The organism is Nocardia miyunensis NBRC 108239, from assembly GCF_001613065.1.
GTDB classification, from domain to species: Bacteria; Actinomycetota; Actinomycetes; order Mycobacteriales; family Mycobacteriaceae; genus Nocardia; species Nocardia miyunensis.
Window position 1 is genome coordinate 1 of sequence record NZ_BDBQ01000053.1, and the last position, 19,260, is coordinate 19,260.

Below are 19,260 nucleotides of genomic sequence, written 5' to 3' on the forward strand. Positions count from 1 at the left end.
CGACCCCAACATCCTTCACACCGTCTCGATCCGCCAACATGACATCTGAAAACGCTCCCGGAGTCACCCTTCAGCATCGAACCATTGAGATCCTCAACTACTTCGGCAACTGCCCGAATTGCGGCTACACCGCACAAGCAACCCTGCAGATCACCACTTTCGCCGACAGTTCGACTACTGCTGAGCCGATCGGATTCTGCGGGCTGCCCTGCGGGTGGACCGCACCGGTCACGATCACCACGATGACCGACTCAGCAGATCGCCTTCACACCATCCGCCCGGGCTTCAGTCCCCAGCGGAACAGGTCAGGTGGCTGACAACCGGTCGGTTTGCTTCTCGGTCTCTGTGAGCTATCGGCGATTCAGGCTAGATGTTCGGGCGCGCGCGAAGGCCGACCATCAGAAAGCGAATCCTGTTGAGCAAGTGGGTAACCCGATCGCTCGGGTCGTTGATCAGGTGCCAGATGATCACAAGTATCGACCGAGGCACCGTGAACCGTCATGGGTATGGGACCGGCTTCGGTTTCAGACCAGCGCCGGTCGGCGTGGTGGTTGTTGAGAGTAGTACGCGGCCTCGTATTCGGCTGGGGTGAGGTAGTCCAGCCGGGAGTGCAGACGAGCGTTGTTGTACCAGTCGACCCATTCCATGAGCGCGAACTTGAGGTTCCGGCTTATGTGAACGGCTAACAGGTCTCGAGCGGTGGCCGGATCCACAAAGAATTCGTCGAGGCCTACAACAAGGTCAGCTAGAACGATCGGACAGCAACAGTTCCACCACCACGCCGCGGTGGAACAACCTCCGCTGCTGAGCGCTGTCCGATCCCGTCGCCCCGAGAACGGTTCGCGCGCACCAAGGGTCCAGCGGCGCCTACTGGCGGGATGTCGGAGATCCCTTCGCGCGCAACAGCTCTGCACGCGATCCGCGGCGCAGACTCCTACGCGGCTGGTTCCGTTGGCTCGTTGTCGCTCCTTCGTATGCTCGTGGCGTCACCGTGGTCCACAAGCGGTCACGGGACGCTTTCGGGATCGTCCTCGTGGGCATCCGGGAGCATGCGGGCGGCCGACCATGAGGCATTTACTGCGCGTCGCGCGCGTGCGTGGCTGGTCGGCATGAGGTGTGCGTAGTGCCTCAAGGTGACTGCCGGGTCGCTGTGGCCCAGGTAGTTGGCCAGCTCCAGGATCGAAACTCCCTCGGCCAGGCAGGATGATGCGTAGTAGTGCCGTAGCGCGTGCATGCCGTCGACGCGGTCGCGTTTGGTCAGTTCGGCGCGGCGGAACGCGGCGGCCCACACTGTTTGCAGGAACAGGTAGCCGTACATCGGCTGCGGATTATCTGGGCGTGAGATCAACACGCGCGCGGTCACCGGGCGGCCGTCCAGGACGCGCCAGGGCAGTGTGATGGTGACCGGTTCGAACGTTTCCAGGTAGGTGTCGATCTCGTCGAGGATGTCCTCGGCCATCGGAACGATGCGTGTCTTGCCCCCTTTGGGCGGGGAAAACACGCACCCACCCTTCAACCGTCGGATCTGCCGCTGCACGACGAAGACGCCTTCTTTGCGGCGGATATCATCCGGTGAGAATGCCAGAATCTCCCCCATCCGCATGCCGCAGCCCGCAGCCAGCGGGACGACGATCTTGTTGCGGTCGGGCAGTGCTGTCCAGATCGCGTTCATGCGGTCTTCGGTCCACGGGATGATTTTCGGGCTGATTGGATCACCCCGGGTTTGTTGGAGACCGTTGGATCTGGAGAGGATCAACGGTATGGGTGGTCAGAGGAAGTACCTGGCTGAGCTGCGGGAACGCACGGTCGAGATGGTTCGTGAGCTCGAGCGTGAGATGGGTCAGGGGCGTGGAGCGATCGCACGGGTGGCACGCGATCTGGGGATTCACAAGGAAGCCTTGCGTAACTGGGTGCGTCAGGACCAGCAGGTGCATCGGCCCGGTGGCGGTGCCGGCGGTGAGCCCGCCGGCGCGGTGCCGGTGGATAAGGATGCGCGTATCAAGGAATTGGAGGCGCGGCTGCGGGAAGTCGAGCGGGCCAACGCGATATTGAAGGTGGCGGCCTCTTTTTTCGCGAAGAAACTCGACTCTCCACCACCGAAATGGTGACCTTCATCGACGCCCATCGTGACCGGTTCGACGTCGAACCGCTGTGCGCGGAGGCCGGTTTCCCGGCGTCGACGTATTACGCAGCGAAGAAACGGGAAAAGGCGCCGTCGGCGCGCAGTGTGCGTGACGAACAGATCATGGGCGAGATCCGCCGGGTACGCGCCAAGAAGGGCTGCGGCATGTACGGAGCCAAGAAAGTGTGGAAAGAACTGTTGCGTGATGGTGTGAAGGTAGCGCGGTGCACCGTCGAGCGGCTGATGCGCAAACACGGCATGACCGGGCTCGTGGCCACCCGCCGCCGGCCTCGCACCACTGTCCCCGGTGATGCGCAGAGTCGGCCGAAAGACTTGGTGGACAGAGAGTTTCGTGCTCCAGCACCGAACCAGCTGTGGGTGGCCGACATAACATATGTCCCGTTGGCTGGTGACGGGTTCTGTTATGCCGCGTTCGTCACCGACGTGTTTTCCCGCGCGATCGTGGGCTGGCAGGTGTCGGACACGTTGCGGGCCGAACTCGCCCTCGATGCACTGGAGATGGCGTTGTGGTCGCGGAAACAGAAACTGAGCAAAACGCTTGTCCATCATGGTGATCGCGGCGTGCAATATATGTCGATTCGCTACGCGCAACGGCTCACCGACGCCGGGATCGCCCAATCCGTAGGCCGGACAGGGGATTCCTATGATAACGCCCTCTCGGAATCGGTGAACGCACTCTACAAGAAAGAGGTCGTCAACCAGCAGGACGCATGGAACAGTACCGCGGAAGTCGTTCGCGCGACGGCTGATTGGATTTACTGGTACAATCATGAACGGCTTCATTCCTGGTGTGATTACCGTCCACCGATAGAGTTCGAGCAAGTCTTCTGGCAAGGCCCGGCTCGGGAGTACCCGCAAGCGGCGTGAGACAGGAAGTCAGGTCTCCAGCAAACCCGGGGCGGTCCAGGAACTGTGCCACCGGTGATGGCCAAGTAACCCGCCGAAGCTTGCAAAGGGGTCAATACCGGTCCAACGCAACGTGAATGACCCTCGATACCGTCATCGTGGTGGCCTATGGCGACCGCGGGCTATGGCGGACCGGAGAACAACACGGTTGGCTGGAGTTCTTCCTGGCATCCGGTGTGCAGAGTGGGATCCTTCGCAGCGTGGTGATGTGCAACGCACAAGAGTTGAGCGGTCGGCTTGCCCCGTTTCTGCGCAGCAGCGGTGACGCCGAGCACGGCCGCTGAGTTGTCTGACATGCGCTCGGGTCAACGTTCGGTGATTCGCCGCTCGCGGACGATCGGTTTCGACATGCCGTGCGAGCCAGCTACACAACAGATGATCTCGAGCAGGACCTGACCCTGTTATGCGAGTTCAGATCTCGGCTTTCCGAGGAGTTCACCCGGGATCAGAAACTGCCTCTCTCGTGCCTTCGCAAGCCACGATCGCACAGTTTCGGGACGGGCGCGCTTCTTCGGTTCAGGCTCGATACACGCCGCGACATATCGGTTGATCGGATAACCATGCAGACGACCTTCCCGGGCATACTCGGCAACCCGACGCAAGAACTCGTCGGTAAGCTTCCGTGGCCGCCCGCGACCACGCGACTGCTTGTGACCCGATTCGCTTGCAGCCGTGTGTTCCTCGGGAGCAGCCAATCGATCGGGCACTGCCCGCACATCGTGCAGGGAAGTCAACACCCCAGAGCCAGCCGCGGCAGCGATGCGTGCCAGTGGAACGGCCTTCAGATCAGAGTTGGTGATCACCACATCGCCGAACCCGCCTGGCGCGTAGATACGCAGATCCACGATCTGAGGCGGGCGACCACACGTTTCAACCACCCGCACCTCGAACTGGAATGGCCAGCCTTCGAGCTGAACGACCGACCGATGTCCGGGCAGCCCCGCATCATGCGTTACCCGGTCCGTTTTCTTTGATACTTCCCTGGTGACCGCTGGTGGCAACCAGTCGACGAATGAGATCTCACCGCGCGTCGCGAGTGGGTGAACAACCTCTAGAGGGCTTCTCAGGATGGATCTGTTTCGCACCATTTTTCCAACACTAACGACGATGGATAAGTCTGTGAACGTACATCACCATTAATACATGAGTGAAGACGTTGAAGACATGCTGAAGCGTCTCATGGACGAGCCGACTGTCTCCGTCTCCACGGCAGCTCGCCTCCTCGGGATCGGTCGTTCCACCGCCTACGCGGCAGTCAATTCGGGTGAGATGCCAGCTATTCGGATCCGCAGCCGGTTCCGCATCCCCGCCCCGTGGCTGCGGCACAGACTTCAACTGCAGACCGATCCGCAGTGCGACACCGCCTGACGACAACCGCGGCTGCCCCGTCAAACAGCTCCTTCCACCGGCGCTCACAACCTCTAGGGCCGTGGCATCCAACACCTCCCACATATTCGGTGCTCACCATTTCTGCACACGAACCCACCAGTCGAATTCAAGGCGACATGCGGTGCTTCGTTCACATTCACGGCGCTGTTGCATTGAATATCCGACAACGAGAAAACGATCACTCCGCATGCAGAAAACAGTATGGGAGCCGGAGGATTCACAAGCCTCGATACTTCCGGATGTCTACCGATCTGTGCACGTAGTGCTGTGAACAAGCGCGCACAAATTCTCTTTCGACTCTGTTCGCCGCGGGCCGCGCGTCGCTCGAAACCACACTTGGGGCGCCCCTGAGGCGAGTCCAAATCCACTACGCAACTCCCCGCCCCCCGTGATGTCGAGGCACCACACCGCACCTGCCTATCGGTGACTCTGCCACCGCTGCGGGAGGCCACGAATCAGCAATCTAGACAAGGAGTTACGCCGACATGCCTGACAAAGAAACGTCAGTCAAGAAGAGCCGCCGCGCCGAACCGATCGACAAACGCACCGCAAGAAACGGTACAGTGACCTACACGTTTCAGGTCGACATCGGAACCAAATCAGACGGCACTCGCGACCGGCAGCGATTCACCTACCGGACGCTGTCCGAAGCGCGGCGCGAGTACCGCCGGATCACGACCGAGGTCGCCGAAGACCGGTACGTGCGCCGTGTGGACCTCACCGTCGATGAAGCCATCACCGAATGGCTGAAGGGGCGGCGCGGCATTCGCCGAATCACCCTGCTCGGCTACCAAAACGACCTCAAGCCGGTCTGTCGGCTCTTGGGCGGCAAGAAGCTGCGCGAGCTGACCAAAGCTGATGGTGACGAACTCGTGGAATGGATGCTGGATTCCGGGCGGGGCGATCACCGTCACTACCGCGCCGACTCGCTCTCGTCCCGGATCGCGGACTTCGTCGGCCGCCATCCCCAAGGCGTGGCAGCGTCAGCGATCAAGGCCGAATTCCCCGATAGCGACGTTCATACCAGCCTGTCCGGACTGATTCGGGCCGGTCGTGTCACCCGACCCCGGCGCGCGGTCTACGTGCTGTCCCAGGCTCCACGACCCGAATCCGTATCGCGCGGCGTCAAGCCCGTTACTGTCCGCTCCACCCTGACCGCATTCAGCTCGGTCGTTCAAAGCTATGTGGATCAGGGGACGTTGCCCCGCAACGTGATCGCGCTCGTGGAACGGCCCACCGACGAGATTCCCGAGGATGACGACGCGGCCGAGGCGGCAAAGTCGTGGTCCGTCGCAGAGGTCCAGCGGTTCCGCGAAGCGGCAGCGGCGCACCGCCTGCATGCGTGCTGGCTGCTGTCCACCTATGGCGCGCGGCGGTCGGAAGTGCTCGGGATGCGATGGACCAGATTCTCCGATGAGGCTCTGAAGGTGCGGCGCGGCCGCGTCTCGGTCGGCACGGAGACCGAGGAGAACTCGCCGAAATCCAAGCGCAGCCGTCGCGACTTGCCGCCGCCGGCTGATCTGGCAGACGCGCTGCATGCATTGAAGACTAGGCAGAAGTCCGAATGTTTGGCATTGGACATACCATGGTCCGACGATCGTCTGATCGCGGTGCACGAGGACGGAACGCCGGTCCGCCCCGAATGGTACAGCGACGAGTTCCATCGGATCCGCAAGCAAGCCGGGCTCCGTCGTATCCAGCTGAAGGGACTGCGGAACACGTCGGTCTCGCTCATGTTGGCACTGCACATCCCCGTGCACATCGTCGCAGCCTGGCACGGGCACGATCCAGCGGTCTCGCTGGGCATCTATTCCGACGCGCAGCCCGAGGACCTGAAGGCGGCCGGAGCCGCGTTGTTCGAGTGACCTGTAGAAACCCGCTCCCCGGGCGTTGGCACACTCTTGGCACAGTGATCGTGCCGAGTAGGGTTTCCAAGGAGCGGAAACCCCCTCTGACCTGGTCGGGCTGACAGGATTTGAACCTGCGACCACCTGACCCCCAGTCAGGTGCGCTACCAAGCTGCGCCACAGCCCGTGGCTTCCGCTTTCGCGGTGCTCGACGAGATTACCCCACCACCCCCCGGTTGGACCAAATCGGTCGCCGGATCCACCCCCTCGGGCACTTGCCCGCGAAACATCAGGTCCAGAGAGCCCGGCACGATGATCGGATCGAAGGTCGGATTCGGAATGAACCGGTTCACCCGATCGCCGATGATCGCGGTGTGGCGCTTGCCGTCCCGCACGATCTGCACCCCGCGGCGGCGGAACTTGCGGTCCAGATGCCGAGTGAACGCGTCCAACGGCTCGCAGTAGTGGTTGTCGACATCGATCGCCTGGTAATCCAGCGCGGTCGTCACAGTCCGTTCAGTTCGGCGGATTTCGTCCCGGCCGGTCCACCGAAAGCCGAACGAGGACCTCGCGGATGCGTCCGCGCTGCACCGCGACGAGCGGCGACCCACGTGGGGGTGAGTTCGCACCACCCACAACGCATTGCGAGATTCTGCTACCCCAGGGCACGACCTCGATCGGCACCCGGTAGAGCGCGGCCGACGTGTACATTCGATAGTCAACCAAGTAGTTGGGTTGAAGCGATCCGGTTGTCGCTCACCGGTGCGAGCCGTTGGGAGTCGGGAGAATTCATGAGCCTGTCCATCACCGCCGAGCACCGGGAATTGGCCGCATCCGTACGGGACGTACTGACCGCCCGGGACGCCGCAGGCGCGGCACGCGCCGGACTCGACGACGACACGGTCGCGCAGCCACCGTTCTGGAAGGACGTCGTCGAGCTGGGATGGCTGGGGATGGCCGTGGGCGAGGAATTCGGTGGTCAGGGTTTCGGGTTGCCGGAGCTCGCGGTGGTGCTCGAGGAGTTGGGCCGGGTGGTCGCGCCGGGTGCGTTCCTGCCGACCGCGCTGGCGATCGCGGTGATCGACTCCGCCGCCTCGGATCGAGCGGCGCTGCTACCGAGCCTGTGCGACGGGACCGTGTCCGCGGCGGTGGGACTGCACGGCGAGTTACATCGCGACGACGAGGGGAACCTCCACGGCGACGGCGGCCCGGTGCTCGGCGGCGCGGGGGCCGGGCTGCTGCTACTGGCCGTCGGCGAGGACATGGTGGTGGTGCGTCCGGGCCCTGACGTGCAGTGCCGCCGAACCGAAGGACTGGACCTCGCACGCAGGTCGGTGCGGGTCGGTTGCACGGCAGCCCGTCCCGTGGCGACGCTGCCGGGCGCACGAAACGCGGCACTGGCGCTGGGCCGGGTGCTGGCCGCCGCGGAGGCGGTCGGCGGCGCTCGCGCCTGCACCGAACACGCGGTGACCTACGCCCGGCAGCGCGTCCAGTTCGGCCGCACGATCGGCAGCTTTCAAGCGGTGAAACACCTGTGCGCGCAGATGCTGGCCGATACCGAACTGGCCACGGCGGCGGCATGGGACGCGGCGCGCGCCGCCGCCGAGGGAGGGCCCCAGGCCGGGTTCGCGGCGGCGGTGGCCGCCGACATCGCGTTGGACGCGTATGTGCATGTGGCCGAACGCAATATCCAGGTGCACGGCGGCATCGGATTCACCTGGGAGCACAACGCGCACCTGTACCTGCGCCGCGCACACGCGCTGCGCGCCACGTTCGGCAATGCCGCGCACGATGTGGCCGAGCTGGCGATAGCGGGCGTGGAACGCTCCCCCGCGCTGGACCTGCCGCCCGAGGCGCAGACCTACCGCGACCAGGCACGCGAGTTCCTCGCGCGGTACCGCGAGACGCCCAAGGCCGAGCGCCGGTCGCTGCTGGTCCACTCCGGTTACGGCTTCCCGCACTGGCCCGAGCCCTTCGGCCGCGCGGCGGGCCCGGTGGAACAACTGGTCATCGAACAGGAACTACGCGATGTGCCCAAGGTGCGGCTCGGCATCGGCGATTGGATCCTGCTGACCCTGGTTCGGCACGGCAACAGCGAGCAGATCGAGCGCTGGCTGTGGCCGAGCCTCGAGGGCCGGCACGCCTGGTGCCAGCTGTTCAGCGAGCCGGGCGCCGGTTCGGACGCGGCCTCGATCACCACCCGGGCCACGCGAACCGACGGCGGCTGGCGGATCACCGGCCAGAAGGTGTGGACCAGCGTCGCGCACCTGTGCGACCGCGGGCTGGCCACCGTACGCACCGATCCGGACGCGCCCAAACACCTGGGCATCACCGTCCTGGTGATCGACATGCACGCGCCCGGCGTGACCGTGCGACCACTGCGCGAGATGACCGGCGGCACCACATTCAACGAGGTGTTCCTCGACGATGTCTTCGTACCCGACCAGGACGTGGTGGGCGCGGTGAACGACGGCTGGACGGTCGCCCGCGCGACCCTGGGCAACGAACGAGTCGGCATCGGCGGCAGCTCTCACGAATACGCACCGCTCGACCGCGCCATCGCCGCGCCGCCCGCCGATCCCGGCCTGCGCCGCGAGATCGGTCATCTGGTCGCCGAACGACAAGCCATACGGCTGTTGGCATTTCGCAACGCCGCGCGCGCGGTCGCGGGCGGCGATCCCGGTCCCGAAGGCAACATCGCCAAACTCCTGTTCGGCGAGAATCAGCAACGAGTGTCGGACCTGCTGATGCGTCTCGGCGGAGCCGACGCCGGTCTCGACGGTGACCCGGAGCTGTATTCCAGCGTATTGTTCGTGCGGGCCCTGACCATCGCGGGCGGCACCTCCGAAGTGGTACGCAATCAGATCGCCGAACGGATACTGGGCCTGCCCCGGGAACCGACCTTCAACTGAACCGGCTCAACTGATGACGGCGCCATGATGAGCGGTCCCAGCGCCGCCGAATCACCGGGCGGATCATCAGTATCGACGGCGGTCGCAGCGCCTGATCCGTGCGCGGAGACCGCCGCGGCCGGTGCGATACTGTGAACATCTGCTCGACCCATCGGATCCAGGAGGTCCCGCGGTGAACTCCAGGGATTTGCGCTATTTCGTCGTTGCCGCCAAAGAACTGCATTTCACCCGCGCCGCGGAGAGTTTGTTCATCACCCAGCCCGCGTTGAGCAAGCAGATCGCGAGCCTGGAACGCGAGCTGGACGCGCGGCTGTTCATCCGCCGACGCGACGGTGTCGCGCTGACGCCCGCGGGCGAGGCGCTGGTGGAGTACGCCCGCCAGATCATCGACCTGGACCAGGAGGCTCGTCACGCGGTCCGGCGCGCGACCAGCTCCGACCGCACGGTGACGCTGGGATTCTGGCTGGCCCCCGGGCAGGACATGCTCGGAAAGATCATCGAGTCGTTCTCGGCCGGACATCCCGAGACCACCCTGGAGTTGCGGCGCGGCGATTGGTCCAAGATCGGCGCGGGCGTCGAGTGCGGTGAATCCGATGTCGGCCTGATCTGGCTGGGACCGGGAAAAAGCCTGCGGGGCTTGAAGTTCCACCGGCTCGGGACCGAACCCATGGTGGTGGCGGTGGCCTCGGGACATCGCCTGGCGACATGCGAGGTGCTGTACCCGCAGGACTTGGACGACGAGACCATGTTCATGGTGCCGGCCCCCAGCGCGACGTTCCACGCCCACGGCAAGTACCACCCGCGCGGTCGCGCCCGCGTCGTCACGACGATCGACGAGACACTGGTCGCCATCGCCAGCGGATTGGGAATCTGCGCGTTCACCGCCTCGGTGGCCCGCTGGTACACCCACCCCGGGATCACCCTCGTCCCGTTCGAGGGTTTCGAGCCCGCCGAGTACTGCGTGGTCTGGCGTGAGCAGGACGAGTCGCGGGCGGAGATCCAGGATCTCATCCACGCGATCGTGCACGCGTGGAATTCGTTCCTCCCGACGACCACCCCGAGCTGACCTGCGCCGGTCCAGCGGACCGGTGTCAGAAGTGCCGCCACGAATGCAGGATGCGGTGCAGCGTGAGCACGAACATCAGGCGCGATCGGCCGTACGGTTTGGTGCAACTGAAGCCGAGCATCCGCTCCGCGCGCTGAACCCGGTAGGTCACCGAATTGTGGTGCATGTGAACGACTCTCGCCGCCTGCCGCAGCGACTCCGTCGCCGCCACCGCGAGCAGGGTGTGCAGCATCTCCGGGCCGGTCTCCTGATACAGCTTGTCGAGCCGCTGCACGTCGGCTACCCGGGCGATCTGATCGGGAGTGAGTTGTTCGGCGAGGATGGTGTACGGACCGACCCTCGCGGAGTTCAGAACGACCGCCTCCTCCAGCGGATACGGCCCGGTCGCGTGCGTGCTCGGCACGGCGAAACGCAGTGCGCTGCGGGCTTTTCGCCACGCCTCCGGCGCCTGCTCGATTGGGCAGGCGGGGGTGTAGGCGCATCTGATGCCCTCCGGGAGATCCAGGTCCTTCAACGTCGCGAGGTCCCGCGCGAGCACCATGTGCACGCGGTCGTCGAGAAGCTGGTGCAGCGAGGTCGAGCGGGCGCGCAGTTGATCGAGCACCGTCCTCGTGCCGTCGTCGGGTCCGGTCAAAGCGACCATGGTCACGGTCTTTCCGGCGAGCCGGAGCCGACGCTGGGCGGCGAGCCGGTCCTGATCCGACAGCGAGGGGTCGACGACGGATCGCAGGTCGTTGGTGCGCGAGTGCGTCGTATCGTGCTGCGGGGTCGTGGCGCGAACCGCGATGCCGAGCCGTCGCAGCAGCCTGTCGCGCCGCGGACCGGCGGCATCGCCGTCGAGTGCGGCCGGATACCTCTCGTCCCGAGCCGGGGCCATCCAGACCGATGTTCCGTCCAGCAGGGTCCGGTGGTGGCTCATCCGCGGCGCCGATTGCGCGATGGGCTCTTTCTCCGGGGATGCGGCGATCGACGTGCCGTGCGGGGTATCCACCCCGACGCGACACCCGAAAATCGTTGCGCACCTGTCGATCAGCGCCGGTAGCTCGACCCCGGCCTCGATGAGGTCGTCGAGCGCGTCCATCGCACGGTCGAGGTCTTCGGCGGTCGTGATCGGAGATTGCTGAATTGCGGACACCTGTTCACCTCGGGAAGACACGGCATGCGTCGCACCGTCCGGTCGTCGCACTGTCCAGAGCGTACGCCCAGCGAATGGCACGACCGATGTTCCTGCGGTCATAACCATCGGTTGTCGCGGTGGTTGTTGGACTAATCGTGCCGGTGGGCCACAAGCTTGTGGGGTCGGCGTAGTCCGAGGAGAGGAACAACCACGGTGAGCTCAGCGGTCGACGAATTCGTCTACGATCCGTTCGGCAAGGAGGAGATGCGAAATCCCCTGCCATTCTATGAAATCCTCCGCGAGCGCTACCCGGTCTACTATATCGAGGCCTACGACATGTTCGTGCTGTCGCGATTCCAGGACGCGTGGGACTTTCTCACGGTGGGAGACAACGTCTTCGTCACGAACGAGGGCAGCGTCATCAACCGCGCGGATCTGCTGAACCGCAACAACGGCGCCACGACCGATCCGCCGACCGCTCCCTTTCTCGCGACGCATCTCCAGTTCGGCGCACCGGTGTACGAACAGATCCGGCAGGCGCATACCAAGCAGTTGCGGCCCGGTGCCGTGCGCAAACTCGAACCCTTCGTCCGGGAACTGGTGCGCCGCAGGCTGGACCGGCTGCTGGCCGAGGGAGAGTTCGACCTGGTCCACGAGTTCGGCGGCATGATCTCGGTATCGACCATCTGTCATCTGTTCCACATTCCCCTGGGTCAGGCGCGCGAGGTCCTGGACACCATCAATGCCGTCACCGCGACCGACGAGGACGGCCACGGTTTCGCCCGGGACCGCGAATTGCAGATGAAGATGCTGGAATTCATTCGCCCCCTGGTCGCCGCCCGCCGACAGGAGGGGCCCGACGGGAGCTGGCATCTCGTCGACGGCATGCTCGACCTGCGAGTCGACGGCCGGGAACTGTCCGACCTCGAAATCGCCGGGAACCTCACGTGCGTACTCGTCGGCGGGACGGAGACGCTGCCCAAGGTCGTCGGCCACGGTTTGTGGGAGCTGGCACGCCGGCCCGAGCAGCTCGCGCAGGTGCGCGCCGACCTCGACACCAATGCCGGACCGGCGGTGGAGGAAATGCTGCGCTTCTGCGGCCCGGCGCAATGGTTCGGACGAACCGCCCGCGTCGAGACCTCCATCGCGGGTCAAGTGATCCGGCCCGGACAGCGAGTGATCTATCTGACGCAGTCCGCCAACCGCGACCCCCGTGAGTTCCGGGACGCCGACCGGTTCATCTGGAATCGCGACATCCCCCGGACGCTCGCGTTCGGCCGCGGCCAGCACTTCTGTGTCGGCATCCACCTCGCACGTCTGGAGGCGCGAATCATTGTGCAGGAGTTCCTTTCCCGCGTAACGGATTACGAGATCGACGCCGATGCGGCGGTCCGCAATCCGTCCAGTTTCCAGTGGGGATACAGCCACCTGCCCGTCCGGGTCAAGGAAGTCACCGGCCGGTGAGTCGGCGAACGTCGGCTCGGCCCGGTCCTAGTGGTCGGCCGTGGCGGCCAATCTCCGCCGCGCACGGTCGATCAACGCGTCCAGACCCAACTCGAACAGACCGTCCTGCACGAGATCGAGGGAGCGGCCCCCTTCGACCAAGCCGGCCAGAATCGGCATCGCGTCGGCGTCTATCGCGACTGTGGACCGTTCCGGCAATGGCGATTCCGCGTCCAGATGCGCTATCCGCTCGAGTACCGCGAAACCGCGACTGTGCAGTGCGAGTGACTGATACGTCTTCAGCGCGTCGTCCGCGGTGAAGCCCGCGTCGACCAGCGTGGCGACGATCGCTTCGATCCGTTCGCCCACGACGTGATAGAAGTTCGGCGCGATGCTGGTGCCCACGGCGAGCAGATCGCACAGCACCGGATTCTCCCGGAACAGGTCGCGCATGACTATGAAATGCTCGCGCAAGGATTCGTGCCATTCGCCCTCGCCGGTGAACGGCATAGCGATCTCGTACTGCTCCAGCGCGCGTTTTCGCATCGCTTCGAGGATTTCGTCTTTACTGCCGAAGTAGTTGTACATGCTCATCACGCCGACATCCAGTTTCCTGGCGAGCAATGGCATGCTGAGCTTGTCGACCGATATCTCGGCCGCGAGAGCATACGCTCCGTTCACGATTTCTTCCGCGGAGATCGAGCCGCGTGGGCGACGACGACGCCTCGGTGTACGAATCTCGCTCGCCGGTCGCCCCACGATCACCCTTCCCATCCGCCGCCACTACTGCACATGTTAGCCATCGCGACGAGGCGGACCTCGCAGCCCGGAGGCCGCTGCGCCGCCACCGCACCGCCCGCCGGTGCTCCTGCCCCTGTCGGGACGTTCCCAGCCACGCACGTCAGATGTTCGACAGCATTACCGTAAGTGCTTACGTTACAGGGCCCGGCGGTGTATCGTGCATCTGACGTAAGGGCTTACTGTAGCACCCCGGCAAACCCCGCGAATTCTGAATCCCTTTGCTGCAGTGGGACTTACCTCATTCATCATCCGCACCGATTCTGTCGATCAGCGCTGCTTGTCAGGAGTGCCATGTCCACAATTCCCGAAACTCTCCCGCCGGATGGACAGGAGTCGGATACCGGAAGGATGGACGGAACTTCGCGTGTGCGAATTTTCGCCGTACTCGCGATCATCGTGCTGTACACCGAGGTCACCCCGCTCCAGTTCGTCATGGTATCCGCCGCCCTGCAGAAGATTTCGAAGTCGTTTCCCACCGTGGGCGCCAACCTCAACTGGACCGTCATCATCGTCAGCCTGGCGGGCGGGGCCGCGATGCCGCTGCTGGGCAAGATGGGCGATGTCTGGGGTAAGAAACGCATCTTCGTGGGCGCCGGCATCTTCTTCGTCATCGGGTGCCTGATCTGCGCGATGACCGACGACTGGACCCTGTTCCTGATCGGACGCGGTCTGTCCGCACTGGCCCTGCCCACACAGATCCTCGCCTACGGCCTGGTCCGAGATCTGTTGCCGCGCAAATATGTTCCGCTGGGCTTGGGCATCACCGCCGCCGGAGTGGGTTTCTCGGGCATCCTGGCCCCCGTCATCGGCGGGGTGCTGGTGGACAATTTCGACTGGCATGCCATGTTCTGGTTCCTGGCCATCTTCGCACTCGTCATGACACCGATCGTCATCTTCCTGGTCCCGGAGACCAAGGTGCGAGTGCAGGAACGCATCGACCCTCTCGGCGTAATTCTCCTGTCGGGCGGTGTCGCCCTGATATTGATCTACGTGGACAAGGGCCAGGATTGGGGATGGGGCCGCGCGACCACGCTCGCCTGGCTGATCGCGGGGATAGTGCTGGCCGCATTGTTCTTCGTTGTCGAATCACGCCTGCGCACCCCGCTGATCGACTTGAAAATTCTGCTGAATCCCCGAGTCGGGATCGTCATGTTGATGGCGCTGTTCGGAATAGTCATGCTGACCTACCAGTCCTATGCGATGGGCTATATGACACAAACCCCCGGCGCACACGATTTGCAGGAGACGGTCGCACAGGAAGTGGTCGCGCAAGCACACCAGAGCGCCGGAATCAACCTGCCGATGTCGGCGGTGAAGATATTCTTCGACCCCGGCTATACCTACGGTAACGGCTTCAGCCTCCTGCAATTCGCGGCGCACATCAGCCTGTTCAACACCGTGGTGGCCATGATCTGCGGTCCCCTGGCCGCGATCCTGGCACGCCGCATCGGCGCCCGGATCCCCGCGATCGCGTCCCTGGCGGTCATGATCGGCGTCGGCGTGGCCTTCGCTCTGGCGCCCTACGACTGGGGTACCTACGCGGCGCTCAGCGCCGTGATGGGCATCGGGTTCGGATTCTTCTACGCGTCCGCGCCCATCCTGCTCGTCGATGCCGTACCCGAGGATCAGCAGGGCATCACCGCCGGAATGTTCGGCATCGCAACAGCTCTGGGCTCCGGAATCACCCTCTCGGTAGCCGCGGCGCTGCTCGACAACAGTCCCGTGCGGGCACATATCGACGTCATGAGTCGCGCGGTCGCCCAGACCATTCCGCAGGTCTTCGCCGACAGCGGCTACACCACCTGCTTCTGGTTCGCCACGGCGGCCGCGGTGATCGGACTGGCTTTCGCGCTGCTGCTTCGACACGGTCGCACACCCACCACCGGCGGAGCCGTGCTCGCCGGCGAACCGGCGAGCAGCGTCACCACCGACGGATCCGCTGACATCCCGAAATCATCCTCGGAGTAAGGAGACGCCGGATTTGCTCGGGCGCGCCCGAACCGGTGCGCCCGAACACACGTAACACAACAGAAGATTCACCCACGGTCACCGATCGAACAGCAGGCGGCGCGTCATATTCGAGCGCCGTCTATTTCTGTTGGAATTCATCGGGCAGCGGCACGGCCACACCATTTAATTAACACCATAAACCGCTGTGAATTTCCCCAGAAAAATTCCGTATTCTCTGGACTGATTCCCGGCCGACGTTATGCTGTGCCAATGTTTCGACCGAGATTCGGTGTCCGGACTCGCATTCTTGCCGTCGCGCTCGTTCCCAGTGTGGTACTGCTGATCATCGGCGTGGGCGGGGCCGGTTATGTCATGACACAGGGCAGGCATGCGCGAGACTGGGCACGAATACTCGCGGCATCGACTTCTCAGACGAGCGAGTTCGTGACCAGCGCACAACTGGAGCGGCAGTATTCCGTCGGCCGGCTCGTGGCCAGTGGCGGCGACTCGCAACCGATTCGCACGGCACGAACGCGCCTCGACGCGTCGTTGAACGCTCTCGGCACGGCCAACGTGGAGATGGACAAGGCGGGCCACACCGAGGTCACCGGCAATGTGGGCGGATTCCGGACCCTCTACGCCCAGTTGCCCAAGGTCCGTGCCGAAATCGACGGCGGCACGATGTCCGTACCGGACGCCTACGCCTTCTACGGTCACTTTCTCGACGCGCTCTCGGTCGGGATCGGGATCGTCGAGGCGGACGCGCCGACACCCGCGGTGGCATTGGCGGTGCGCACCGCGTTGCAGCTCGCATCGGCTTCGGAGATGCTCTCGCGCAGTACCGCACTGGCACTGGTGCCGGCGAACGACGCGACGCTGCCCCCCGAACTGGCCGTCGAGTACTCCCGGCTGGTCGGCGGCTATCGAACCGCTGTCGAGTCGCTGGCGTCCGGATCCGACGCGGTCGCGGCGGTCACCAAGAGCCCCGCCTGGCTGCGACTCGCCTCGATGGAGAACACCTTCATGACCCGAGCGCTCGATCCGATAACGGTGCAGCGCAACAAGACCGGGACCGATCCGGCGCCCATGTCCTTCACCGTGGCGGATTGGCAGAACACCGCGAATCAGGTGAACAACGCGCTTCAGGGACTCTGGGACGGCCAGATGCGGCATGCGGACGATCTCGCCGCGCAGGCCGGGGACCGCAACGCGCGTAACGCGCTGACCGTCGGAGCCGCCCTCGTGCTCGCGTCGTTGGCGGCGTTCGGCATATCCCTGTTGCTGGCGAACCGAATCATCGCTCGTCTGAGGCGACTGCGTGACCGGACATTGTCGATGGCGACCGAGCGGCTGCCGCACATCATGCAGGGACTGAGAGCCGGACAGGCCATCGAGGCGAGCCTGGAGTCCGAGCCCCTGGACTTGGGCAGCGACGAGATCGGTCAGGTCGCCGACGCGTTCGATCAGGCTCAGACGGCGGCGATTTCGGCCGCCGTCACCGAGGCGCGCACCAGAGAAGGGGTCCGGACCGTCTTCCTGAACATCGCGCACCGCAGTCAGGTGGTGATGCATCGCCAGCTCGAGATTCTCGACAAGGCCGAGTCCGGTCAGGAGGATCCGGCGTTGCTCGACATCTTCTTCCGCCTGGACCACCTGGCCACCCGGGAGCGGCGCAATGCCGAGAATCTGATCATTCTCGCGGGTGGGGAACCCGGCCGGGGATGGCGCAATCCGGTTCAGCTCGTCGATATCGTCCGCAGCGGCATCAGCGAGACGGTCGATTTCAGTCGCGTCGGTATCGCACGGCTTCCCGAGATCACGGTAGCCGGTACCTCCGTAGCCGACCTGGTGCATCTGCTGGCCGAGCTCATCGACAACGCCGCCAGCTTCTCGCCACCGCAGTCGCGAGTGGAGGTGCGCGGGAATATCGTCGGCAAAGGCGTGGCACTGGAGGTCGTCGACCAAGGAGTGGGCATGCCCGCGGCCGAACTGGCCAGGATCAACGCCATGTTGCTCGAGCCGCCGGACTTCGGCCTCGCCAGCCTGTCGGAGGATTCGCGGCTTGGCATATTCGTGGTGTCGCAGCTGGCGCGCCGTAACGAGATCTCGGTGCGACTGGCCGAATCCGAGTACGGCGGTGTCCGCGCCATCGTCGTCATACCATCAAAGCTCACCGTTGCCGCACCTGTCACGAGCACCGGTGGGTGGCAGGCCGAGCCCGAACACGCACAGGTTTCCTCGCCCGCACTATCCGAACCGTCGAACATGCCCGGCGGCCGGTCCGAGTCCTCGCAGCCGCAGCCGCCCTCGAGGATTCCTCACCGTGCGGCACCCGGGCGAACCGTCGATCCGGCGCGTGAGCAACCGGCGCAAGCCCGTCATCCCGCCTCCGCCGACAATCGACCGGCACTGCCCCGCCGCCGTCGGCAGGCCAGTCTGGCACCCGAATTGGCAAGGGAGCGAGACACATTCGACACCCCCGATCCGTCGTCCAGAACCGCGGAGCAGGCACGCGATCTGATGTCCGCGATCGAGGACGGGACCAGACAGGGGCGGCGAGACGATTCCGGCGGCTTCGATTACCGGCCAACACAATTCTGAACGGGAGAAACAACCTTGCGCACACCGAATCCCACCGACCTGAACTGGTTGCTGGACGATCTCATCGACCGGCTGCCGGGCGCTCTGTACGCGGTGGTGCATTCCACCGATGGACTCGTGCTCGGCCGATCCTCATCGATGAGCAGAGAGGACGCCGAACATTTCGGAGCAATGTCCGCCACCCTGTACGGCCTTGCCCGCAGCGCCGGAGCGCGGTTCGACGGTGGCGGCGTGCGGCAGGCCGTCATCGAACTGGACCGGGCCGTGTTGTTCGTGACCGCCGCCGGCAGCCACGCCTGCCTGGCGCTGCAAGCCGGTGACGACGCGAAACTCGGGATGGTCGCCTACGAGATGAATATGACCGTCCAGCGGGTAGGCAACATGCTGGCTACCACGGCGCGTCAGCAGACTCCGAGATGAACCAGCCGATCGCGGCATCCGTGAAGATCCTGGTCGCGGGTGGATTCGGCGTCGGCAAGACCACCATGGTGGCCGCGATCAGCGAGATCGTTCCGCTGCGCACCGAAGAACTCATCACCGAAATGTCCACGGGCGTGGACGATCTGAGCGGAATAGAAGCGAAAACCACGACCACGGTGGCGCTGGACTTCGGCCGGATAACCATCGACGACGCCCTGGTGCTCTACCTGTTCGGCACTCCCGGCCAGGACCGGTTCTGGTTTCTGTGGGACGAACTGGCCCGTGGCGCCCTGGGCGCGATCGTCCTGGCCGACACCAGACGATTGGAGTCGGCGTTCGCGGCGATCGACTTCTTCGAACGACGCGCTCTGGCGTTCGTCGTGGCGGTCAACTGTTTCGACAACGCGCCCCGTTACACGCCCGGCGAAGTTCACGAGGCGTTGGACCTCGACCCGCACATACCGGTTCTGCTGTGCGATGCCCGCGACCGGACCTCGAGCAAGGCCGTCCTGGTCACACTGGTCGAACACCTCATCGATGGAGTCGGTGCCAGCCGGTCGCCCGCGTGAGATGACGAGCTCGTAGAACCGCCGCCAGGCATATCTCGGTTGGGCGAAAATACCGCCGAGACGAGAGTGTAGTTCTACTATCGACGAGAGTGATGG

18 protein-coding genes, 1 tRNA gene and 1 pseudogene are annotated in these 19,260 nt (G+C 64.5%); 13 read left to right on the forward strand and 7 right to left on the reverse strand.

Features of this window, described 5'->3' with window-relative positions; translation table 11 throughout:
- Nucleotides 1-317, forward strand: a 317-nt coding sequence (locus tag NM2_RS50950; RefSeq protein ID WP_218025968.1) for a hypothetical protein, incomplete at its 5' end; no start/stop codon positions are given.
- 207 nt (nt 318-524) lie between these two features.
- Here NM2_RS50950 and NM2_RS53035 read toward each other — a convergent pair.
- Both NM2_RS53035 and NM2_RS23125 read right to left on the reverse strand, forming a co-directional pair.
- A complete protein-coding gene (locus NM2_RS53035) occupies nt 525-914 on the reverse strand; it encodes an IS3 family transposase (RefSeq protein ID WP_369690331.1) in 390 nt (129 codons plus the stop codon).
- Nucleotides 915-1,006: 92 nt separating this feature from the next.
- Entirely contained in the window at nt 1,007-1,756 is a 750-nt protein-coding gene (locus NM2_RS23125; RefSeq protein ID WP_169816227.1) for a tyrosine-type recombinase/integrase, read from the reverse strand.
- A 4-nt stretch (nt 1,757-1,760) separates the two neighbouring features.
- On the opposite strand from NM2_RS23125, the gene NM2_RS47710 reads away from it, so the two are divergent.
- The 3 genes from NM2_RS47710 to NM2_RS23140 all read left to right on the forward strand — a co-directional run bounded on the left by NM2_RS47710 (nt 1,761) and on the right by NM2_RS23140 (nt 3,333).
- Entirely contained in the window at nt 1,761-2,108 is a 348-nt protein-coding gene (locus NM2_RS47710) for a transposase (protein WP_067672906.1), read from the forward strand.
- Nucleotides 2,102-3,010: an IS3 family transposase gene (locus tag NM2_RS23135; protein WP_067672631.1), complete on the forward strand. Its 909-nt coding sequence runs from the start codon at nt 2,102-2,104 to the stop codon at nt 3,008-3,010. The genes NM2_RS47710 and NM2_RS23135 overlap by 7 nt, the downstream gene beginning before the upstream one ends.
- Nucleotides 3,011-3,126: 116 nt before the next feature.
- Nucleotides 3,127-3,333 (forward strand): hypothetical protein, encoded by a 207-nt coding sequence (locus NM2_RS23140; RefSeq protein WP_067672634.1) that lies wholly within the window; start codon nt 3,127-3,129, stop codon nt 3,331-3,333.
- Between the two features lie 117 nt (nt 3,334-3,450).
- Here NM2_RS23140 and NM2_RS49260 read toward each other — a convergent pair whose 3' ends face one another.
- Nucleotides 3,451-4,137 carry a hypothetical protein gene (locus tag NM2_RS49260; protein ID WP_157121255.1) on the reverse strand — a complete coding sequence of 229 codons (687 nt, stop codon included), beginning with the start codon at nt 4,135-4,137 and terminating at the stop codon, nt 3,451-3,453.
- Between the two features lie 55 nt (nt 4,138-4,192).
- Here NM2_RS49260 and NM2_RS23150 point away from each other — a divergent pair, with 55 nt between their 5' ends.
- A complete protein-coding gene (locus NM2_RS23150) occupies nt 4,193-4,417 on the forward strand; it encodes an excisionase family DNA-binding protein (RefSeq protein WP_067672640.1) in 225 nt (74 codons plus the stop codon).
- Nucleotides 4,418-5,148: 731 nt separating this feature from the next.
- Complete coding sequence (locus NM2_RS23155; RefSeq protein WP_245718173.1) at nt 5,149-6,303, forward strand: tyrosine-type recombinase/integrase; 1,155 nt, start codon at nt 5,149-5,151, stop codon at nt 6,301-6,303.
- 92 nt (nt 6,304-6,395) lie between these two features.
- Here the strand turns inward: NM2_RS23155 and NM2_RS23160 are convergent.
- Nucleotides 6,396-6,472 (reverse strand) — tRNA-Pro (locus NM2_RS23160).
- A gap of 61 nt (nt 6,473-6,533) precedes the next feature.
- A pseudogene (locus tag NM2_RS49265) lies at nt 6,534-6,794 on the reverse strand (amidohydrolase family protein); the annotation flags it as partial.
- Between the two features lie 282 nt (nt 6,795-7,076).
- Here NM2_RS49265 and NM2_RS23165 point away from each other — a divergent pair.
- Together NM2_RS23165 and NM2_RS23170 are read left to right on the forward strand one after the other, a co-directional pair.
- The gene (locus tag NM2_RS23165; protein ID WP_067672908.1) at nt 7,077-9,197 is read left to right on the forward strand and encodes an acyl-CoA dehydrogenase family protein; all 2,121 of its coding nucleotides are present in this window, start codon (nt 7,077-7,079) and stop codon (nt 9,195-9,197) included.
- Between the two features lie 172 nt (nt 9,198-9,369).
- On the forward strand, nt 9,370-10,263 hold the full coding sequence (locus NM2_RS23170) for a LysR family transcriptional regulator (RefSeq protein WP_067672646.1): 894 nt from the start codon (nt 9,370-9,372) through the stop codon (nt 10,261-10,263).
- A gap of 25 nt (nt 10,264-10,288) precedes the next feature.
- On the opposite strand, the gene NM2_RS23175 is transcribed toward NM2_RS23170, so the two are convergent.
- On the reverse strand, nt 10,289-11,398 hold the full coding sequence (locus tag NM2_RS23175) for a helix-turn-helix domain-containing protein (protein ID WP_157121257.1): 1,110 nt from the start codon (nt 11,396-11,398) through the stop codon (nt 10,289-10,291).
- 195 nt (nt 11,399-11,593) lie between these two features.
- Between NM2_RS23175 and NM2_RS23180 the strand changes: the two genes are divergently transcribed.
- Nucleotides 11,594-12,844 carry a cytochrome P450 gene (locus NM2_RS23180; protein ID WP_084531458.1) on the forward strand — a complete coding sequence of 417 codons (1,251 nt, stop codon included), beginning with the start codon at nt 11,594-11,596 and terminating at the stop codon, nt 12,842-12,844.
- Nucleotides 12,845-12,871: 27 nt separating this feature from the next.
- Here the strand turns inward: NM2_RS23180 and NM2_RS23185 are convergent, their stop codons facing one another.
- Nucleotides 12,872-13,504 (reverse strand): TetR/AcrR family transcriptional regulator, encoded by a 633-nt coding sequence (locus NM2_RS23185; protein WP_245718174.1) that lies wholly within the window; start codon nt 13,502-13,504, stop codon nt 12,872-12,874.
- 486 nt (nt 13,505-13,990) lie between these two features.
- Here NM2_RS23185 and NM2_RS23190 point away from each other — a divergent pair, with 486 nt between their 5' ends.
- The 4 genes from NM2_RS23190 to NM2_RS23205 all read left to right on the forward strand — a co-directional run bounded on the left by NM2_RS23190 (nt 13,991) and on the right by NM2_RS23205 (nt 19,164).
- Nucleotides 13,991-15,592, forward strand: coding sequence for an MFS transporter (locus tag NM2_RS23190; RefSeq protein ID WP_369690332.1), 1,602 nt, complete (start codon nt 13,991-13,993; stop codon nt 15,590-15,592).
- Nucleotides 15,593-15,844: 252 nt separating this feature from the next.
- Entirely contained in the window at nt 15,845-18,175 is a 2,331-nt protein-coding gene (locus tag NM2_RS23195; RefSeq protein WP_067672658.1) for a sensor histidine kinase, read from the forward strand.
- 15 nt (nt 18,176-18,190) lie between these two features.
- Entirely contained in the window at nt 18,191-18,595 is a 405-nt protein-coding gene (locus NM2_RS23200) for a roadblock/LC7 domain-containing protein (RefSeq protein WP_067672662.1), read from the forward strand.
- Nucleotides 18,592-19,164 carry a GTP-binding protein gene (locus NM2_RS23205; RefSeq protein WP_067672664.1) on the forward strand — a complete coding sequence of 191 codons (573 nt, stop codon included), beginning with the start codon at nt 18,592-18,594 and terminating at the stop codon, nt 19,162-19,164. The genes NM2_RS23200 and NM2_RS23205 overlap by 4 nt, the downstream gene beginning before the upstream one ends.
- Nucleotides 19,165-19,260 lie beyond the last annotated feature (96 nt).

Bases quoted from the DNA above. Each gene is read 5' to 3' on its own strand.
- NM2_RS47710 (WP_067672906.1), top strand. From the start codon at position 1,761: ATGGGTGGTCAGAGGAAGTACCTGGCTGAGCTGCGGGAACGCACGGTC.
- NM2_RS23135 (WP_067672631.1), top strand. From the start codon at position 2,102: ATGGTGACCTTCATCGACGCCCATCGTGACCGGTTCGACGTCGAACCG.
- NM2_RS23140 (WP_067672634.1), top strand. From the start codon at position 3,127: ATGACCCTCGATACCGTCATCGTGGTGGCCTATGGCGACCGCGGGCTA.
- NM2_RS49260 (WP_157121255.1), bottom strand. From the start codon at position 4,137: ATGGTGCGAAACAGATCCATCCTGAGAAGCCCTCTAGAGGTTGTTCAC.
- NM2_RS23150 (WP_067672640.1), top strand. From the start codon at position 4,193: ATGAGTGAAGACGTTGAAGACATGCTGAAGCGTCTCATGGACGAGCCG.
- NM2_RS23165 (WP_067672908.1), top strand. From the start codon at position 7,077: ATGAGCCTGTCCATCACCGCCGAGCACCGGGAATTGGCCGCATCCGTA.
- NM2_RS23195 (WP_067672658.1), top strand. From the start codon at position 15,845: ATGTTTCGACCGAGATTCGGTGTCCGGACTCGCATTCTTGCCGTCGCG.
- NM2_RS23205 (WP_067672664.1), top strand. From the start codon at position 18,592: ATGAACCAGCCGATCGCGGCATCCGTGAAGATCCTGGTCGCGGGTGGA.